This window comes from Ornithinibacillus proteolyticus (assembly GCF_039581225.1).
Lineage (GTDB): Bacteria > Bacillota > Bacilli > Bacillales > Amphibacillaceae > Ornithinibacillus > Ornithinibacillus massiliensis.
The window spans coordinates 1-17386 of record NZ_JBCPXV010000023.1 but is presented as its reverse complement, the minus strand read 5'-3'; the positions used below and the strand labels follow the sequence as shown (position 1 = coordinate 17386).

Here is a 17386-nt window from a genome sequence, read left to right as displayed (position 1 = left end):
GAATAGAAAGGGGTTTAGTAAATGAAACGCAGAAAATATGCAAGAGAACCGTTACTATACATTCATCAACCCACAGTGGATACGCCAACCGCACCGATGCAGCATTCCTATACGTCTACAAAAAAACAAACAAACCAATCTGTCTCCTCATCGCCTACCCATTCAGAAGCTGGAGCTAAATCACAAGAGACAATAAAAAAAAGACCTAGTTTAAACGCATTTAGTACAGGGATATCGAATGCCAATGAAGTAAAAGAACCACAAGTGAAAAAGAGACGTCCATCTTTTCCTACACAAGATCTAGAAGAGATGGAATCATCCTCATCAAGCTTGGAGGAAGTGTCGGAGGATAATAAATTAGAGCGGAAGAAGTTTAAAGAAATGACCCTTATGGAAAAAATAGACTATTTCATAAAAACACCAAGTCATTTACCAAGAATGCGGTGTGAAGTAGTTACAAACGACAATAAGTATCGAGGGATCATGTTAGACAAGGAAAATGAAGTGATAAAGATGAGGGTCGGAAGAAGAACAACAGAGGTTTCAATAGAAGATATTACAGATATTAGACTTTTAGGGTTTTAAATAGTAAAAGAAAACACCATGGAAAGCTATCCCATGGTGTTCTTATTTATCAATCAAATACACTAATAGCTGGTAAGCAAGTTACATGACAGAAGCAATCTAGGTCAACAGTGATACAGATACCAGTGTTTTCTAGATTATGAGTTGATTGATCACAAGGATCCTTTAAATGATCACATTCGCAAGGATCGTTAGGATCACGTAGTAACTCTAGAACAGCACAGCAGTCGTCTGTTACAGTTTTCACACGGAAGATAAAGCTAGATTGAAGCTTACCGATAGTTCCTAATCCGTTCCCACGTCTTGCACCAAATCCTTTAAATGGTTTGCAATCACCTGCGCAGTATAAAATGACAGGTACCGTATCCAACCCATTACCTGGATCTGTTTCACCTAATAAATCATTGATTGATTGCTCACAACTAGTATCACAGCAATTTTCAATAACATCGTTTTGAGCATCTACAATATCACGAAGAATCTCACAAACGCAGTTTTCTTTTGCTGATACACCTTCTACTCTACCATGGCCACAACCCATGAAACATTTCTCCTTTCTAAAGCTAATTGACTATTGTCTCTAATAGAATATGTACATCGTGTTATATGGTGTGGGCGACTGTACGATAAATATTTTTAGGTACTTATCCATGTTTAATGAAGTAAAACAATCAAATAAATAGGAATAAAAAGGGCACTTGACCATACCCATTTTAAATAATGACATAGACTAATATCGAGCAAATATCATGGAGGAGTGACATTCATGTCAGAGAATAATAGAAGAGTAATTCGTGTTAAAGACCTTGTTATTGAAGCAGAAAATGTCATTATTAGACCGGAAAGAAAACGAGATCGTTTCTTTGGTGGATTCAGACAAGACGAAGGTAATGAAAGATATGAGTCAAGCAGCATAGATAACCGTGACCATGATGAATTAGACGATGAAAGAAAAGGTCGCGGACCATTTTCTTGGATTTAACGTATTAACATTAGTTTGCCACCATCCATAACTATAAGCAGCTTAATTGCTGCCTTTTTTTTGCTTATAAAGGAATGGAGGGAAGAAATGGATAGAGAAAAATTCATGAAAAATCTCGAAATTATAGAAAGACACCTTGAAAAGAATGAAAAATGGTTGCAAAGTCCGGAAAAGAAAAAGGTACTATTTGAAAAGGAAATGATTGCGTGGAATACACGTTTTATGAAGAATATGACAGATATTGAAAATTGGATAAGGGATTTTGAAAAAAGAATGGGGGAGTAAGTATTATAGAACAGACATAAACTAATAGAAAATTACGAATAACTTTACAAATAGGGTTGAGGAGGTAGAAATATGGGATATATATTACCAATTCAACAACATGAGTATTCCGATTATCAAAGAAGAATGGTAACGAATAAAAGAACAATTACGACCGTGGAAAAACCATATAAAGCTGGATTACAGGCAAAATATGAAGAATTACAGCATCAAGAAGAAATTAGGAATAATAAAGTAGACTTGATTCTAAATGAAGTGGAGCAATCTGTTTCCGAATTTAGTGAAGTCGATGCTATCTATACAGAGATTACAGGTTTAGGGCAATTTATTAATGAACGTATTTAGTAGGTTGGATGATGTGTATGGCGTGTAGCTTAACTTAGTTCAATTTAATTAAGCGCACTTTATATAGAAGTATTTTTCTTTTATTTCATTATGTTATAATTTTTATAAAATAATGAAAATAAGGAGGGATACGTATGAGATGGTGTGATTTGGGAGAACCATGGAAAAGAAGTTTCTTACAAGCTTGGGAGGCATATTGTCATGGGTCTATCCCAATAGGTGCAGTACTTGTTAACCAGGATGGAGAAATTATGTTAGAAGGAAGAAATAGAATACATGAAAAAACTGCCCCAGCAAAGCAAATTTGTTCCAATCGTTTAGCACATGCTGAAATGAATGTATTACTACAATTAGAGCTAAGTGATTATAACCTACTCGAGGGGGCAGCAATTTATTCCACAATGGAACCATGTATTCAATGTTTCGGTGCCATTATCCTTTCCAAAATCAAACAGGTTTACTTTGCTGCTTTAGATGATAAGCTTGCAGGTGGTACAACGATTAAGGATCAACATGGTTTTATTGCGTCGAGAAATATCAAGGTAAATGGGCCACATCCTATTTTAAGTGAAATTCAAATGATATTAAGAACGGATTTCTTGTTGCGTTATGAAAATGCTCGTTCTGCAGAATTAATTGCTGCACATGCGATTGATTATCCAATAGGAGTTTCACTAGGAAGGGATTATTTTGCTTCTAATAAACTTTTGTACATAAAGGATGAACCGAACACATTTCCGAAGATGTTTGATGAAATGGTGGTTGATATTAGAAAAATGAAAGAAGAGGTTAGGACATAACTAATAGAATTAAATGTAAAACCGAATGATACACGATACTAGCTCCGGAAATATACGTAGACTCCTGCGGGAGGAAAGGGCAAGGTTGAGACCCCTAAAGAAGTGGCACGAGGAGGCTAAGGCAGCCGCCCGGCGGTAAAGAAGACACTGCGAGGTTCTCTCGAGCAGATGTCGCACTTATGCTGTGATAAGGTGCAAGGTAGACACTGCGATGGTCTTTTCGAGCAGATGTCGCCCCTGTACTGGAAGCAACCGCAAGTATATTTCCGGAGCGTGGTCGTAGCTCATCATTCGGTTTTTACTTTAAGATTCATCCTTTTGTCCCAGTCTCCTATCAACTTCGCCATCATGCTATTTCTTTTGTTTTCCTCGATTAATAAATGGTAACACTAATAATTCCTCATCCTTCATGTATTCAGCATAAAAAACATCCTTTACATTATCGTATCCTTGTTCTTTTAACTCATCCATTAGCCATTCCTCGGTCAAGTTTCTTTCCTGTAAGTTGTCATAAATGATTTCCCCATCATTAATTAACGTTACAGAAAGATTAGCAGGTTGAGGTGCTAGCTTCATATCCTTCCGTGTAGGCGTTTGGAAATCTGACTTTTTTAATACAGATAATGTACCATTCGTTTCTAATATAGCATACTCCACCTCTCGTAAAGTGAATACATCTTTACCACGGAGCATATGCTGCAATTGATTGATGTCTAATTTATTCTTTTTCATCACATCTCTAATTAATTTTCCTTTACGTATCACTATTTCTGGTGATCCCTCTAATAAAGGTCTTGTTGACTTGAATTTTTGGGTGATAATTTCTGTGACATATAATAAACTACCCCATAATAATAGAACATACCCAATTTGTAATATACCTGAGTTGTCATCAAATAAAGCATTCCCAACCAATTCACCAAGGATGATTGCTGAAATGAAGTCAAAGGCAGTTAGTTGTGATATTTGTGTTTTTCCTAGAATTTTTGTCAGGAGAAATAGAGCAAAGAAACCAAAAATAGTGTCCACTAGCATTTGAGAATATGAAGGCACAATTAACCGTCCCCTTTCCACTAATAGGGTTTCCCAATTGTGCTATGTAATGCGTGAAAATAATAAAACAGCTCGCCCAGCGAACTGTTTATTGCAATTCTTTTATCATTGTCACATGTGGTATTCCAGCATCCATAAATTCACCTGAAACAGTGTGGTAGCCTAATTTTTTGTAAAATTCCTCAGCATGGGTTTGGGCATTTAATTTGGCTTTGAAATAACCTTTTTCTTTAATTGTCGCTTCCATGGCTTCCATCATGGCTCTTCCAAACGATTTGCCACGGTATTCTTTTAAGATACAAATCCGTTCCAGTTTACCGTATTCTTCAACAAATCGTAATCTGCTAGCAGCAATAGGTTGTTCATCCATGAATCCAACGAAATGAATCGCTGTTTCATCGAATTCATCCAGTTCTTCTTCTGGCGGAACCTGTTGCTCCTTCACAAATACGCTTGTACGCACGTCATATGCCTGTTTCTTTTCTTCAGCTGTTTTAGCTATTTTGATGTTCATACAAGTTCCTTCCCAAATACGAATGATTCATAAACCGTCCAAGAACCATTTTCTAATTGATAAAGAAGCTGGAAGCGATCAACTACTTCTTCGAATTGGAAGCTTTTCATTTTCAATTGACCCAAAATATCCGAGTATTCATCATCTAATAATTTTTGGCCAATCGTAATATGAGGTACAAATGTATAGCGCTCGTTTTGTGGGAATTTTCCCGTATGAAGATTTTCATATAACGCTGTAAGTTCTGGTGTAGGTTCTACTTTTAAGTATATGGTGTTCGTCACAGGAACAAAAGAACTCACTTTATTAATTCGAATAGTAAAGGCTTTTGTTTTGTTAGCAACACGTTTTAGTTCTGGTATTAATTCCTCAATCATATGATTATCTGCTTCAAAAGCTTCTTTTATCGTGATATGTGGTGGAATTAATGGATAATGCGGATCATAACGCTTCCGATACGAGTTAGCTTCATCTTGAATTTTTTTGGATGGAAAAATTGCGATACCGTATTTCATGTAAAAACCTCCTATTCATTTATCCGTATGAGTACATTTGTACATTTTAATTTATACCAAAAACTGCTGTAATGAAAGTGTTTTTTTACCTATTTACAACAACCCGTAAATTAGTCAGTAAAAATGGTTTTTAAAGCATGTTTCATATCTTGTTGCCAATATTTCCAGGTGTGTTCACCATTAGGAATTTCCTTATAGTGATAAGTTAATCCTTTCTGGTCTAACAGCTCTTTTAATTTTCTATTTGGTGTAAGAAAATCTACATCGTGCTCCCTCGTCGTTTGAACACTAGTTTCTGCTAATCCAATGGTGTGGTAAATATCTAATGCCTGAATGTTAGTAGCCTTATCAACTAATGATAGTACGATATCATCGACTAGAGGTGATTGGATAATCACTTTTCCAAACGTATTCGGATACTTAATCGCCAGCAGTAATGCAAAGGTACCAGCTAACGAATCTCCCATTAACGCTCGGGCGCCTCCCATATGATAGGTAGGGAGGAAGTCGTCTAATAATGGTACAACTTCTTTCATTATAAAATGACAGTAGCTATCATATTGTTCACCAGACGGATGGTATTTGTTTAACCGATCATAGCGGTCTTTATAATGAATACCGACAAAAATAGTATTTTCAATTTCCGCCTCATCGTGCAGTTGGTCACTAACTGTTGCTACTCTTCCTAACTGATAATAGTCATTGCCGTCTTGCATGATACAGATATGATATTTATACAATGGTGAAAAAGCCTCCGGCAAATAAATCTTCAGTGTCATGGTTTCACCGAGATAACTACTATTTATTTCTCTTTCTAGCATTTTACCTTTTCTTGCCAATATATTCACCCCATAAGCATTTAACATAGCACTAGTTTATCACGAATTGCTTGCATTGTAATCTTAACTGCCGACTACTTCACGAAGCTGTCCTTTGTATAGGTTATAATAGTTTTCTTTTAAGTCTAATAATTCATTGTGATTCCCTTTTTCTAAAATAGCTCCATGCTCCAACATCACAATTTGATCTGCTTCTTGAATGGTGTTTAAGCGGTGAGCAATAATGAAGCTAGTTCTACCCTTCATTAATTCTTTCAACGCTTCCTGGATTTTTAATTCGGTGATGGTGTCAATATTACTAGTTGCTTCGTCTAGAATAAGTATAGTAGGCTCAGCGATAAAGGCTCTAGCAATAGTAAGTAATTGCTTCTGTCCTTGACTAATTCCACTGCCTTCTTGGTCTAGTATGGTGTCGTAGCCATCAGGTAATTGGACAATAAAATCATGGGCATTTGCTTTCTTCGCTGCTTCAATGACATCATCGTCAGAAGCAGTTAATCGACCATATCGTATGTTTTCCCTAATCGTATTATGGAACAGGAAGGAATCCTGTAGTACAAATGCCATATGTGAACGAAGGCTAGAGCGTTTTATATCTTTTAAATCGATACCATCAAGTGTAATACGACCATGATCATAATTATAAAAGCGAGAGATTAGGTTAATGATGGTCGTTTTACCAGCACCAGTATGACCAACAAAAGCTACGGACTGGCCAGGTTTTGCTTCAAAGCTAACATTGTCAATGATAGTTTCTTCTTCATAGCCGAAAGACACATTCTCAAACTTGAAATGGCCATGAGTACGATGTAATTCAATTGCTTTGTCTTCATCTTGTTCTTCTTCCTCTTCGTCAATTACATTAAATACACGCTCAGCACCCGCAACCGCAGAGAGAAGCAGGTTGAACTGGTTAGAGAGTTCATTTAACGGTCGAGTAAATTGTCGAGCATATTCGGTGAAAATGACAATAGTACCAACTGTTACTAGTGTAGTATTAATGGCAAGAATACCGCCAACAAGAGCAATCATCCCGAAGCTTAGAAAGTTCAGCATGTTCATTACCTTTGGGATAAATCCAGAAATGGTTAATGCCCAAAATCCTGAATGGTTCAAATCTTTATTTTTGACTTCAAACTCATTGATTACTCGTTCTTCCTGTGAATAGGTTTTAACGACGTGCTGTCCGGACACCGTTTCTTCTACATAGCCGTTTAGTTCACCAAGTCTTTTTTGCTGTAATTTATATAGTGGCCCAGTGCGTTTGGTAATCCAGCGGGTTGCAAAAAACATTACCGGAATAATGGTCATCGTAACGAGTGTTAATAATGGACTTAAGTAAAGCATGACCCCAACCGTACCTAGTAATGTTAATATACTAGAAAATACTTGAATAACAGATTGGTTTAATGTGTTATTAACATTATCGATGTCATTCGTAATACGGCTCATTAGTTCCCCATGCTGCCTTTTATCGAAGTAGGCGATTGGCAATCGGTGAAACTTATGGAACAGTTCAGATCGTAAATCATAAACCGTATTTTGAGCGATACCAATCATCCAATAATTCTGCAGGAACACGGATGAAGAATGTAATAAATAGACGAAGAGAAGACCAATTATGAGCATGCCTAAGCCTGCTACTTCCCTATCTACTATGAAATCATCAATTGCCTTCCCGACCATAAATGGTCCAAGTAGACTCATGGCAGAACTAATTAGTACCATGAAGATAACGAACCATAGCTTCGCTTTCTCACGAGCAAGGTAGGACCATATTCGCTTAATTGTACCCCATGTATTCTTTGCCCTTTTTTTCGTTACTTCTTCGGAAATATTTTCGATCGGTATTTTCTCATATTGAAAAGGATCTTTAAGCTGCTGTTTAATGGACATTCAGATACTCCTTTCCAAATTGTGATTCCACAATTTTTCGATATAACTCAGACTTTATTAGAAGTTCCTCATGCGTACCAATGTGTAGCATTTTTCCTTCGTCTAATAGTAATATTCTATCGGCATTCATTGCCGTAGATACTTTTTGCGTGATAATGAATAGTGTATTAAGATCGTCTTGAATCGCATCTAGCAACTTAGCTTCTGTAGCTAAGTCCAGTGCACTTGTACTATCATCAAGCATAAGGATTTTAGGCTTGCGAATTAGTGCTCTGGCAATCGATATACGCTGCTTTTGCCCACCAGATAGGTTTACCCCTTTTTGACCGATTTCTGTTTGGTATTGATTTGGAAGCTCCATAATCGTTTCATGAATTTGGGCATCCTGTGCTGCTTTGATAATTTGTTCTTGTGTTGCATTTTCTTTACCCCAGGATATATTGTCTATAATTGGCCCACTAAATAGTAATGGGCTTTGTGGTACATAGCCAATTGCCTTTCGTAGCGCATCTAATTTATAGAATGTGATTGGTTTATCATCAATGAAAATAGCGCCACCCGTCACGTCGTATAGTCTTGGAATCAGTTGAAATAAAGAAGATTTCCCAGAACCAGTAGCACCGATAATAGCAAGCTTTTCACCTGGTTGAACGGTAAAGGAAAGGTTGCGAATAACCGATTCTCGTGAAGTAGGATAATGGAAGCTAACATCTTTAAATTCAACTTTTCCATTGGTTACACTTTGTTCTTCTGTTGCATCTTCGGAATCAAGTAAGTCTACTTTTTCTTCTAGAACCTCACTGATTCTTTCTGCGGAAGCTTTCGTACGAGAGATAGCCATTATAATGAAAGAAAACATTGATATTGCCATCGCTACTCGCATCGCATAGTTTACAATTGCTACAACATCCCCGACCTCTGCTGTACCAGCAACAGACTGTACATTTCCAAACCAAAGAATGAAAATAATACTCAAGTTCATGACAAATAGTAAGATTGGTGTGGAAGCTTCTACAAAACGAAATGTTTTTCGGGTCGTATCGCGTAAGTTTGTATTCGAAGCTGTAAAACGATTTTCTTCATGGTCTCGTCTAAAGAAAGCTTTAATCAATCGCATGCCTGCAAGATTTTCTTGCATGACACGGTTTACATGGTCAATACTGTTCTGTACGCGGTTAAACATTTTAGAAGCAATTTTTAGTACCCATACTAAAAATACAATCAGAAGTGGTACGGTGATTAAAAAAATAACTGCTAGCTTTGGATTAACAATAAACGCCATTATTACACCGCCGATAGTGATAAGTGGTGCTTTTGCCATAATCCGTAACCCCATGAAAATCGTATTCTGAATTTGCCGAACGTCGTTTGTGAACAGGGTCATGAGATGGGAGGTTGGAAAACGATTTAAATTAGCAAAGGAGAATTCCTGTATTTTCCGGAATAGTCTTTCACGAAGGTCGTGCGCAAACCCCCAACTCACATGGGAAGAATAAAAGGAATTAATGATTCCAGAAATAAATGAGAATAATGCAAGACCAATCATAATGCTGCCCCACATTACAATATTGTTTAAATCCTGGTTGATTACGCCATCGTTAATCATTTTTCCAAGGAAAAATGGTAGTAGTAATTCGACGACAAGTTCAACGAGCATGAGTAAAAAAGCAACAATTGCGGGTAATTTATATGGTTTTAAGAAGGAAAAAACTGTTTTCACGTGAAATATGCCCCCGTTGTCGAAATTATGAATTTTTTAAATTTAAAAATATAATGCTTTTTTATTATAAAGGATAATTTGATTTAGTTCCAAGAATTTATTTCGTGTTTTGAAATAAATGGCGGAGAAGGAAAGGGGAATGGTTGTTCCGTGAATTCCTAAAATGAGAGTTGCCCATCTATTAATATGGGTGAAAGGACACCATTTCCTAATTACTGAATCTAGTGTATTTTATCATGATGAATAGTTTATCAGAAACTAGATTGTTTCTTGATAGAATGCTGTTGGTTGAGTGTAATGCAGTTATAGAAATAAAACCAACTGATGTACTAGGTGGCTGGTCCAATCGGGCAAGCCACTCTTTTAATATAAAGATAGTAGGAGGGGATTTGAAATGTCTAAAATTTATTTAGATCCAGGTCATGGTGGAACAGACCCAGGAGCGGTAGGGAACGGATTGCAAGAAAAAAATGTCAATCTAGCAATCGCCCTAAAAGTTCGCGATATTCTTAATCGTGACTATGACGGCCATAGTATTCGCATGAGTCGTACTAGTGACACTTCACGCACGCTAGCTCAGCGTACAAATGATGCAAATAGCTGGGGAGCAGATTATTTTGTATCTATCCACATTAATGCTGGTGGTGGTACTGGTTACGAAGACTATATTTATAATGGCAGTGTTTCCAGTAATACAGTCACCTACCGTGATAGGCTTCATGCGGAGATCATGCGGCAAGTGGATTTTGTAAATCGTGGAAAGAAAAGAGCAAACTTCCATGTGTTACGTGAGACCAATATGCCAGCTGTACTAACTGAAAATGGCTTTATTGATAATGCAAGTGATGCAGCTAAGCTAAAATCTGATGCTTATTTAACCCGCATTGCCCTAGGCCATGCTAATGGTATTGCTCAAGCTCTAGGATTAAGACGAAAATCGAATGGCGGTGGTCCTGGTACGTACACCGTACAATCTGGTGACACACTGTGGAGTATCGCCCAAGCCCATAATATGACAGTGCAACAATTAAAAGATTTAAATGGATTAACAGACGACACAATCTACCCAGGTCAAGTGCTAATTGTTAGTGGTGGGGCAGTATATTACACGGTTGTAGCTGGTGATACATTATGGAGTATTGCACAGCGCTATAATACTACTGTCAATGCCTTAAGGAGCTTGAATGGATTGACAAGTGATGTTATCCATCCGGGAGATCGATTGAGAGTTAGGTGAATGTGTATCTGTTATCAAATAGATCCTGTGTAGAAATCTCTGTAGGGTAAATTAATAAAACAAAGCGATTCCCAATTCGTTTAGGAATCGCTTTGTTTGAAGTGATGATTCCGATTGGGCTCGAACCAACGACCTCCACCCTGTCAAGGTGTAGAAGTAGGGGGAAACAAGAATTTTATCAGCACAAAAACCCTTATTTTACAACACTTTTAACTGATTACGAACTATCAAAAATCATCAAGAACCAATTTTCTTGCCGTCAAGTTGTCGGCGGTTTGTCGGCAAGTCTTCTTTCTCTTTTACATTCCTATTTAGCAGTTCGGATAATCTAGTTGTTGCCAATTCATCTATTGTTTGGACACGATGTCCGTAAGTATCATTTGTGATGCTAATTCCAGAGTGTCCAGCACGTTTCGATATTTGCGATAGAGGTATCCCTAACTCAATTAATAATGTAACCATGGTATGTCTTAAAGCATGTATATTAACGTATCGCAACTTATGACGTTTCAAGAATCGTTCCCACCAGTTTTTCATGCTATCTGGATTAAAAGGTTCCCCATTTTCGTGAGATAGTAGCAAGAAGTGTTTTCCTTCTCGCCATAATTCCTCTTTCTTAAAGCGAGACCGTTCTTCTAATCGTTGTTCTATCAATTCTTTAATGGGTCCTATTAAATCTTCTGGAATGGAAATATCACGCCTCTTGGCACGTCTACTACCTTTTTTGATTTCTCCAATCACATACCCATGTTCTTTAGTATATGTCAAAGCTTCCCGAACATGAAGTATTCTTCTATCCAAATCGATATGTTTCAATAGATCTAATCCATAGATTTCGGAACGTCGCATACCGCTGACGATAGCAAGCTTGAAAGCTATGTTCCAGTGTAACAACTCTTTATCGAGAGCTTGATATACCGTAATTGCTTCATCAATGGTGTAAGGTTCTATTTCTTTATACTCTACTGTAGGTTTTTTTACCCCTTTTAACGGAGATTCTTCTAAGGCTTTAATCTCAACTGCAAAATTAAAAATGTTATTTAGTATACGGTGATAATACAAAATTGTACTGGTAGCAAGAGGTTTATTTTTATTTTCTTCTTCTTTTTTCTTATCCTTGTATTTAGTAAGTCTCATTCCTTCTTCTTCTAAGTTCGCTAAAAAATCAATAATATGAATCGGTTTAATTTCATCTAGTTGAAAATATTGAAAAGCTGGAATGATTCGTGAGTTTAAATAACCCATATAGTTTTCGTAAGTGGTTTCAGATAAGCGTTTTTGAGCGCACTTAGGTTTCCAAACATTTTCCACGAATTCAACGAATCCAATATCTTCTAGATCCATGTATCCTTTATCGAATAATTCGGCTATAAACTTTGCAAGCTCAATATTCGCCTCAGTTTCATTTTTAGCAGTAACGGTTTTGTATTTCCTGTTTCTACCCTTACCATATAGTTTTTTACCAACATCAACTTCTAATTGCCAACGTCCGTTACCACGAGGTCTAGCATAGCCCTTTCTTTTTTTGTTGTTTTTGGATGTCATCCTAAATACCTCCTACTATTCTGGTGCATTTCTAATCTTCTAAGTGCAAAATCAAATTCCACATTAAACTTTTGAGAGATAATACTAGCTGTTAAATAAGGTATTTTCTCTAACATGAAGGTTGGAACACAAAAATGATAAACGAAATGGTTCGCTTGATATTCTTGCAATTGCCTAAATAAAGGATGCATGACCAATTGGTTTCCACAATGCCGAAGATAGTGACATAACTCATGAGCAAAATCATACCATTCCTTGGTTCTTGTGCTTTTCGTGAGATTTATTTCATTTTCACAACGAAACACTTTGTTTTCTTCATACGTAATCTTTACCCCTAATTTTCTTGCAATAGAATGCATCTCTAAATGTTCTGGTTTTGTTACTTGTATAGATAGTAATAGTTGGTGAATGAAATCTTCTAGATGTGAATACAAACTATGACCCCCTGTCGATATAGAATGTATGTTCTGTTAATTTGTATAAGAGAGGGTGTACATTTAATTGCACACCTAATTTCGGTCTTTGTATTTATTTATCCATCAGCAATTGTATGCCAAACGGCAACTCACCACCAAGATATTCATCTGATAATTGTCTAATGAGAACCCCAGCATCATAAGAGCTATCATAAGCACTTTCGCTGTCTCCGGTTAATTCGGATTCTATACTTTTTAGTAAAGAATCTGCTAAGTCAAATAGTTCTTGAGTAGGCGGTGTACCTTCTTCGTAATTATCTTCTATATCTTGAACAGCTAGATTAATGTCTGTTATTGCTTCGTTTAAGTATTTTGCTTTTTCTTCGTTAGTCGTGCTTAAAGTAAAAGCGCTCGAATACTTATTTGTCATAGTGTTTAAGTAATATTCGACTCCTTTGTCTAACATTTCACTGCGTTTTTCTTCTGTGTTTCCCTCAAACTCCTCTGGTTCTGTAGCAGTTTCTGTATTGCAAGCTGCCAGAAGTACAAAAAAAATTAAGATTAATAGATATTTCTTCACCTTAATCCTCCTTTTATTTCTCTTTTTGACTCTTTTTAAATTTTATATACTCATAAACTTCCTGCATTTCTTTAGCTGTTAAGGACTCCATATCTTTAAACATAAGGTCTATGTCAGGGAACTCTGAAGCTATTTTTTCTATAATTACTTCCTTATTTGACTTGCCATTCTCTTTCTTGGTGTTATCCGTTCTTCCCATCAAATAATCGGTGCTTACGTCAAACACCTCAGCAATTCGGTTGATTGTATCAAATGGAGGCATTTTAGTGCCGTTTTCATATGCTGTATACGTGACTCTAGCAACACCGATTTTTTCTGCAACATATTGTTGAGTCCATTTTTTATTGGTTTCTTTAAGTTTTTCTCTGTAGCTTCTTAATCTACTGCCGAACTCTTTCATTAAATACCACTACTTTCTCATACTAATATTACTAATTATATATGTTTCTCTAAGTAACTTCATTAATTGTTTCTAAAAGTATAAGTTTTTTAAGATAATATGTTGACATGTTCCTTTTAAGAACATATAATAATAATCAATAAGACGTTCCTTTTAGGAACTAAGGAGGTGCAACATGAGAAAATGGTTAAAAGAAATACGTGAAAGCAAAGGATTAACGCAAGAACAAGTAGCTATCTTATCAGGTATTTCAAGAAGTCATTACACCCATATTGAACAAGGAAACAAAACACCATCTGTTGAGGTTGCAAAATCAATTGCTAAAACATTGAAGTTTAACTGGGTGCTTTTTTTTGAAAACAATAGTTCCTTTAAGGAACAAATTGAAATGGAGGCAATCTAATGAATCAGTTAGTTTTTAAAAACAATGATCAAGTAGTTACAAGTTCTAGAAATGTTGCAAGAGATTTTGATAAACAACACAAACATGTATTAGAAGCCATCGATGCTATTAAGGGGGTTGCCGAAAATTGGGCAGACCTATTTTTCGAGACAACTTACGTCCACGAGCAAAACAAACAAAAATATCGCCAGTATCTTATGAATCGTGACGGCTTCACTTTACTGGTAATGGGTTTCACTGGTAAGAAAGCTATGGATTTCAAACTACGGTACATGAACGCATTTAACCAAATGGAAAAAGAACTTAAGCAACCAAGAGCTCTAACAGAAAAAGAGCAACGCATCGAAATGTTAAAGCTATCACTAGAACTTGAGGAAAAAACTCAACAACATGATGAACGAATTACCAATCTAGAAGAAACAATGCGTATAGATGGTGCTCAAGAACACACGTTGAATAAAAAAGGTAAGCAAGTTGTCGTTGAAGCACTAGGTGGTAAAAGTTCACCTGCATACAAAAGAATGGCTTTTAAAGTGTTCTCTGCATTTTGGAGAGATTTTAAAAATCATTTCGAAATCCCTCGCTATGGCGATTTACCCAAAAAGAGATATGAAGAAGGATTGCGTTTTATCGGAATGTGGCAACCTTCCACAAGCCTAAAAATAGAAATCAATGAAGTTAACAGTCAACAAATCTTCAACGAGGTGATTTAAATGGAAACAATGGATTCTAAACAAACAGCAGCTTACATCGGTGTCTGTGTAAACACTCTACGCAAATATGTACATGATGAAGGTCTACCAGTCTTGCGATTCCCAGGCAGAAGGAAGTGGGTATTTCGTAAAGACTTGGTAGACGAGTGGGTCGAGAAGCGATCTCAACCAGAAATCATAAATGAACCAAAGCAAAACAAAGATTACGGCAAGTTACGAGTTTTAATGCCGTAAAAAAAGCAATCTAACAATCTACCGAGTGGGGGTCGGTAATTACATTATAAGTCTATTAATTAAATATTTGGGTTCCATGACGGAAATGTTTCCATGGTGGAACATTCCCCCTAGAAAGGAGGGGAGACCTTGCAGTTAGACGGACAAACGCTCCGGCAAATGAGAAAGCGCAGAGGTATGAGTCAAGACGCACTAAGTCGAAGGTTACATATGTCTCGAAGCAACATTTCAAAATTAGAAAGTGGAAAGTTAGAGATTCGTGGTAAGGATTTACTTCGATGGGTACAAGAGACAAATGCCCAGGACATGTTAATAGCCATAGCATGCCAAGTAGATTTATCGGCAGTTACAGACATGGTATCTCAGCTTTCTCTTTTAGCTGGAACAATTCTAATAGGATGGTGTTTCTAATGAAGCAAAATGAAAATTATCTACTAGTTATGTCAGTTTTACCTTTAATAAGTATCATCATTAGCCATTTATAGGAGGGGTTTTATGAGAGAACAAGTACTACCACAGGATTTGAAGTCAGCAAAGCAACATCTTAAATGCTATGAGGAGTGCAAAGAGCTAGCTGATGTGCATGTGAAACACGGGAATTATGATATGGCATTACATCGTTTAACAGATGCGATTAAATCAATTCATGAGTTATCTAGTTTAGCACGCAAAAAGCGCTTTATTGATCGTCACAACGAACTTGTAAAACGCATGAGCCAAGAGGGGATACAAATTCAAATTATAAGAGGTATTCACCATGATTAAAAAACTAAACAACTTTTTCTTTGATGAAGATGAAATTAGTGTATCGGACAGTATTTGGTTTTACGGAATAGCTTTGGCAGTTCCAGTTATTATCTTCATTACTGTAATAATAGCTAGTTAGAAAGGAGTAAATGCATGACTACTAAATTACCAGTAGCAAAACACTTAACTGATGAAGAGTATCAGATTTTATTAGATGTTTACTCAAAACACAATCGTAGCATGGGATTAGAAAAACGAAAAGATTACACATTATCACATATTGTAAAAGTTGAAAGAAATAGAGAAGAAAAATGCTTAGAAGTATATTACGTGAATGGGGATTGGTGGCACTATGCAGCAGATGGCACATGGTATTAAACAAAAAAATAACCCACTGACGGCAATCAGTGAGCATACACGGTAATTAAATTCTATCACTCAACCTCTGAAAAGGCAAGGACTTGTTAGTCCTTCCTTCCAGAGCTTAGGAGCACTTTTACCCCTTGGGTGTTCCTGCTTTGGAAGGGTTGACTAACCCACACAGCGTGTTCACTACCTGCTGTTAAATATGGTCAGAAAGGAGGGCTAATATGTACAAAATTATTGGAATTGAGTCGGCTAGACCAATGGATGGCACCTATTGGAAAGTTGGCGAAAAACTTTATATTGACGGAGAGCCGAAAGAAGTAACTGAAATCAAGGATCTTACTTCAGAATTTCCAGACTCCATCGATAGACAGTATGACATTTACGTAGAAGGAAAACTTTATCAATCGCTTGTGAATATGCCAGTAATCATCACTTATGATACTGAATCGAGAAAGGAGGTATGACATGGAACATCCTGCAATTACACACATGGAAAGGACAGGCCATCCAACATACAGTCCTAAACGTGAGGAATATGGTGTGGATGCACTTGGTAATGAAGTATTTGTCGGGGAAGAGATTCTTGTCCTAGAAGATGATTTTTATCTGGTGGAAGAATTGACTGCCCAAAGTAAAGAAATCCTTGAACAACTTGGCGCTACCTACAAAATTGCTGCATAAAAAAAGGAACCGAGCGAGGTTCCAAGGTTTTTGACTGATTAATATGCCTTTATTATACCAAAACGTGTGATAAAGGCAAGGGGGAGGGTTTAAGTGAATTATTACAATTGGTTTTTCAAGTTAGTGAAAGATCACCCTGAATTACCAGTAAACGTTATCTATATAGGTATCTGCAAATCAATAGCGAATGACCAGCGAACAACAAAAGGAGATTTTATAGATGCTACCAGAGCTTTTGAAGATTATAAGGAGGAATTAAATAATGAGCGAATTAGCCGCACAGTATCAGCAAGCTAGTAATAATAGCGCACTAGCGCAATCTACAGCAAGTAGAGAAATGGAAGAAGTTAAGGGTCAGATTTTCATGGCTCGTCAGTTTCCTAGGAATGTGTTTCAAGCCGAACAACGTATTTTGGATGCATGTAAGAGACCTTCACTTGCGCAAACGGCAGTCTACAGCTACCCAAGAGGTGGAACTAAAGTTGAAGGCCCATCTATCAGACTTGCAGAAGTTATAGCTCAAAATT

Annotated in this window: 27 protein-coding genes and 1 pseudogene; 17 read left to right on the top strand and 11 right to left on the bottom strand. The window is 36.8% G+C overall.

Annotation, left to right across the window (positions count from 1 at the left end):
• Nucleotides 1–21 precede the first annotated feature (21 nt).
• Nucleotides 22–585 carry a CotO family spore coat protein gene (locus tag AAIB49_RS11830; protein WP_339215849.1) on the top strand — a complete coding sequence of 188 codons (564 nt, stop codon included), beginning with the start codon at nt 22–24 and terminating at the stop codon, nt 583–585.
• Nucleotides 586–634: 49 nt separating this feature from the next.
• Here AAIB49_RS11830 and AAIB49_RS11825 read toward each other — a convergent pair whose 3' ends face one another.
• Complete coding sequence (locus tag AAIB49_RS11825; protein WP_211741693.1) at nt 635–1126, bottom strand: CotY/CotZ family spore coat protein; 492 nt, start codon at nt 1124–1126, stop codon at nt 635–637.
• Nucleotides 1127–1351: 225 nt separating this feature from the next.
• On the opposite strand from AAIB49_RS11825, the gene AAIB49_RS11820 reads away from it, so the two are divergent.
• The 4 genes from AAIB49_RS11820 to AAIB49_RS11805 all read left to right on the top strand — a co-directional run bounded on the left by AAIB49_RS11820 (nt 1352) and on the right by AAIB49_RS11805 (nt 2997).
• Entirely contained in the window at nt 1352–1567 is a 216-nt protein-coding gene (locus AAIB49_RS11820; protein WP_211741692.1) for a hypothetical protein, read from the top strand.
• Nucleotides 1568–1654: 87 nt separating this feature from the next.
• The gene (locus tag AAIB49_RS11815) at nt 1655–1852 is read left to right on the top strand and encodes a hypothetical protein (protein ID WP_339215846.1); all 198 of its coding nucleotides are present in this window, start codon (nt 1655–1657) and stop codon (nt 1850–1852) included.
• A gap of 72 nt (nt 1853–1924) precedes the next feature.
• On the top strand, nt 1925–2197 hold the full coding sequence (locus tag AAIB49_RS11810; protein WP_211741690.1) for a hypothetical protein: 273 nt from the start codon (nt 1925–1927) through the stop codon (nt 2195–2197).
• Nucleotides 2198–2331: 134 nt separating this feature from the next.
• Nucleotides 2332–2997 carry a nucleoside deaminase gene (locus AAIB49_RS11805; RefSeq protein ID WP_343458153.1) on the top strand — a complete coding sequence of 222 codons (666 nt, stop codon included), beginning with the start codon at nt 2332–2334 and terminating at the stop codon, nt 2995–2997.
• 351 nt (nt 2998–3348) lie between these two features.
• Here AAIB49_RS11805 and AAIB49_RS11800 read toward each other — a convergent pair whose 3' ends face one another.
• The 6 genes from AAIB49_RS11800 to AAIB49_RS11775 form a co-directional block, all read right to left on the bottom strand.
• A complete protein-coding gene (locus AAIB49_RS11800) occupies nt 3349–4050 on the bottom strand; it encodes a YetF domain-containing protein (RefSeq protein ID WP_425516481.1) in 702 nt (233 codons plus the stop codon).
• Between the two features lie 88 nt (nt 4051–4138).
• A complete protein-coding gene (locus AAIB49_RS11795) occupies nt 4139–4564 on the bottom strand; it encodes a GNAT family N-acetyltransferase (protein ID WP_339215842.1) in 426 nt (141 codons plus the stop codon).
• Nucleotides 4561–5079: a YjcG family protein gene (locus AAIB49_RS11790; RefSeq protein ID WP_343458152.1), complete on the bottom strand. Its 519-nt coding sequence runs from the start codon at nt 5077–5079 to the stop codon at nt 4561–4563. The genes AAIB49_RS11795 and AAIB49_RS11790 overlap by 4 nt, the downstream gene beginning before the upstream one ends.
• A gap of 110 nt (nt 5080–5189) precedes the next feature.
• Nucleotides 5190–5918 carry an alpha/beta hydrolase gene (locus tag AAIB49_RS11785; protein WP_211741687.1) on the bottom strand — a complete coding sequence of 243 codons (729 nt, stop codon included), beginning with the start codon at nt 5916–5918 and terminating at the stop codon, nt 5190–5192.
• Nucleotides 5919–5981: 63 nt separating this feature from the next.
• Entirely contained in the window at nt 5982–7814 is a 1833-nt protein-coding gene (locus AAIB49_RS11780; RefSeq protein ID WP_211741686.1) for an ABC transporter ATP-binding protein, read from the bottom strand.
• Nucleotides 7804–9534, bottom strand: a complete 1731-nt coding sequence (locus AAIB49_RS11775; RefSeq protein WP_339215839.1) for an ABC transporter ATP-binding protein — start codon at nt 9532–9534, stop codon at nt 7804–7806. The genes AAIB49_RS11780 and AAIB49_RS11775 overlap by 11 nt, the downstream gene beginning before the upstream one ends.
• 394 nt (nt 9535–9928) lie before the next feature.
• On the opposite strand from AAIB49_RS11775, the gene AAIB49_RS11770 reads away from it, so the two are divergent.
• On the top strand, nt 9929–10771 hold the full coding sequence (locus tag AAIB49_RS11770; protein ID WP_339215837.1) for an N-acetylmuramoyl-L-alanine amidase: 843 nt from the start codon (nt 9929–9931) through the stop codon (nt 10769–10771).
• A gap of 237 nt (nt 10772–11008) precedes the next feature.
• Here the strand turns inward: AAIB49_RS11770 and AAIB49_RS11765 are convergent, their stop codons facing one another.
• The 4 genes from AAIB49_RS11765 to AAIB49_RS11750 form a co-directional block, all read right to left on the bottom strand.
• Nucleotides 11009–12316 carry a site-specific integrase gene (locus tag AAIB49_RS11765; RefSeq protein ID WP_343458151.1) on the bottom strand — a complete coding sequence of 436 codons (1308 nt, stop codon included), beginning with the start codon at nt 12314–12316 and terminating at the stop codon, nt 11009–11011.
• Nucleotides 12313–12750 carry an ImmA/IrrE family metallo-endopeptidase gene (locus tag AAIB49_RS11760; RefSeq protein WP_343458150.1) on the bottom strand — a complete coding sequence of 146 codons (438 nt, stop codon included), beginning with the start codon at nt 12748–12750 and terminating at the stop codon, nt 12313–12315. Before AAIB49_RS11760 ends, AAIB49_RS11765 begins: the two co-directional genes overlap by 4 nt.
• A gap of 94 nt (nt 12751–12844) precedes the next feature.
• Nucleotides 12845–13312, bottom strand: coding sequence for a hypothetical protein (locus AAIB49_RS11755; protein ID WP_343458149.1), 468 nt, complete (start codon nt 13310–13312; stop codon nt 12845–12847).
• 13 nt (nt 13313–13325) lie between these two features.
• On the bottom strand, nt 13326–13712 hold the full coding sequence (locus tag AAIB49_RS11750; RefSeq protein ID WP_343458148.1) for a helix-turn-helix domain-containing protein: 387 nt from the start codon (nt 13710–13712) through the stop codon (nt 13326–13328).
• A 175-nt stretch (nt 13713–13887) separates the two neighbouring features.
• Between AAIB49_RS11750 and AAIB49_RS11745 the strand changes: the two genes are divergently transcribed.
• The 11 genes and pseudogenes from AAIB49_RS11745 to AAIB49_RS11695 form a co-directional block, all read left to right on the top strand.
• Complete coding sequence (locus AAIB49_RS11745; RefSeq protein ID WP_343458147.1) at nt 13888–14115, top strand: helix-turn-helix transcriptional regulator; 228 nt, start codon at nt 13888–13890, stop codon at nt 14113–14115.
• The gene (locus AAIB49_RS11740) at nt 14115–14828 is read left to right on the top strand and encodes a Rha family transcriptional regulator (RefSeq protein WP_343458146.1); all 714 of its coding nucleotides are present in this window, start codon (nt 14115–14117) and stop codon (nt 14826–14828) included. The genes AAIB49_RS11745 and AAIB49_RS11740 overlap by 1 nt, the downstream gene beginning before the upstream one ends.
• Nucleotides 14829–15062: a helix-turn-helix domain-containing protein gene (locus AAIB49_RS11735; protein ID WP_343458145.1), complete on the top strand. Its 234-nt coding sequence runs from the start codon at nt 14829–14831 to the stop codon at nt 15060–15062.
• Nucleotides 15063–15191: 129 nt separating this feature from the next.
• The gene (locus tag AAIB49_RS11730) at nt 15192–15473 is read left to right on the top strand and encodes a helix-turn-helix domain-containing protein (RefSeq protein ID WP_343458144.1); all 282 of its coding nucleotides are present in this window, start codon (nt 15192–15194) and stop codon (nt 15471–15473) included.
• An 84-nt stretch (nt 15474–15557) separates the two neighbouring features.
• A complete protein-coding gene (locus AAIB49_RS11725) occupies nt 15558–15827 on the top strand; it encodes a hypothetical protein (RefSeq protein WP_343458143.1) in 270 nt (89 codons plus the stop codon).
• The gene (locus AAIB49_RS11720; RefSeq protein WP_343458142.1) at nt 15820–15948 is read left to right on the top strand and encodes a hypothetical protein; all 129 of its coding nucleotides are present in this window, start codon (nt 15820–15822) and stop codon (nt 15946–15948) included. The genes AAIB49_RS11725 and AAIB49_RS11720 overlap by 8 nt, the downstream gene beginning before the upstream one ends.
• Before the next feature lie 14 nt (nt 15949–15962).
• A complete protein-coding gene (locus AAIB49_RS11715; protein ID WP_343458141.1) occupies nt 15963–16187 on the top strand; it encodes a hypothetical protein in 225 nt (74 codons plus the stop codon).
• 212 nt (nt 16188–16399) lie between these two features.
• The gene (locus AAIB49_RS11710; protein ID WP_343458140.1) at nt 16400–16642 is read left to right on the top strand and encodes a hypothetical protein; all 243 of its coding nucleotides are present in this window, start codon (nt 16400–16402) and stop codon (nt 16640–16642) included.
• A gap of 1 nt (nt 16643) precedes the next feature.
• On the top strand, nt 16644–16859 hold the full coding sequence (locus tag AAIB49_RS11705) for a hypothetical protein (protein WP_343458139.1): 216 nt from the start codon (nt 16644–16646) through the stop codon (nt 16857–16859).
• A gap of 93 nt (nt 16860–16952) precedes the next feature.
• Nucleotides 16953–17156, top strand: coding sequence for a hypothetical protein (locus tag AAIB49_RS11700; protein ID WP_343458138.1), 204 nt, complete (start codon nt 16953–16955; stop codon nt 17154–17156).
• Nucleotides 17122–17386: pseudogene (locus AAIB49_RS11695) on the top strand (hypothetical protein); the annotation flags it as partial. The gene AAIB49_RS11700 and the pseudogene AAIB49_RS11695, both read left to right, overlap by 35 nt.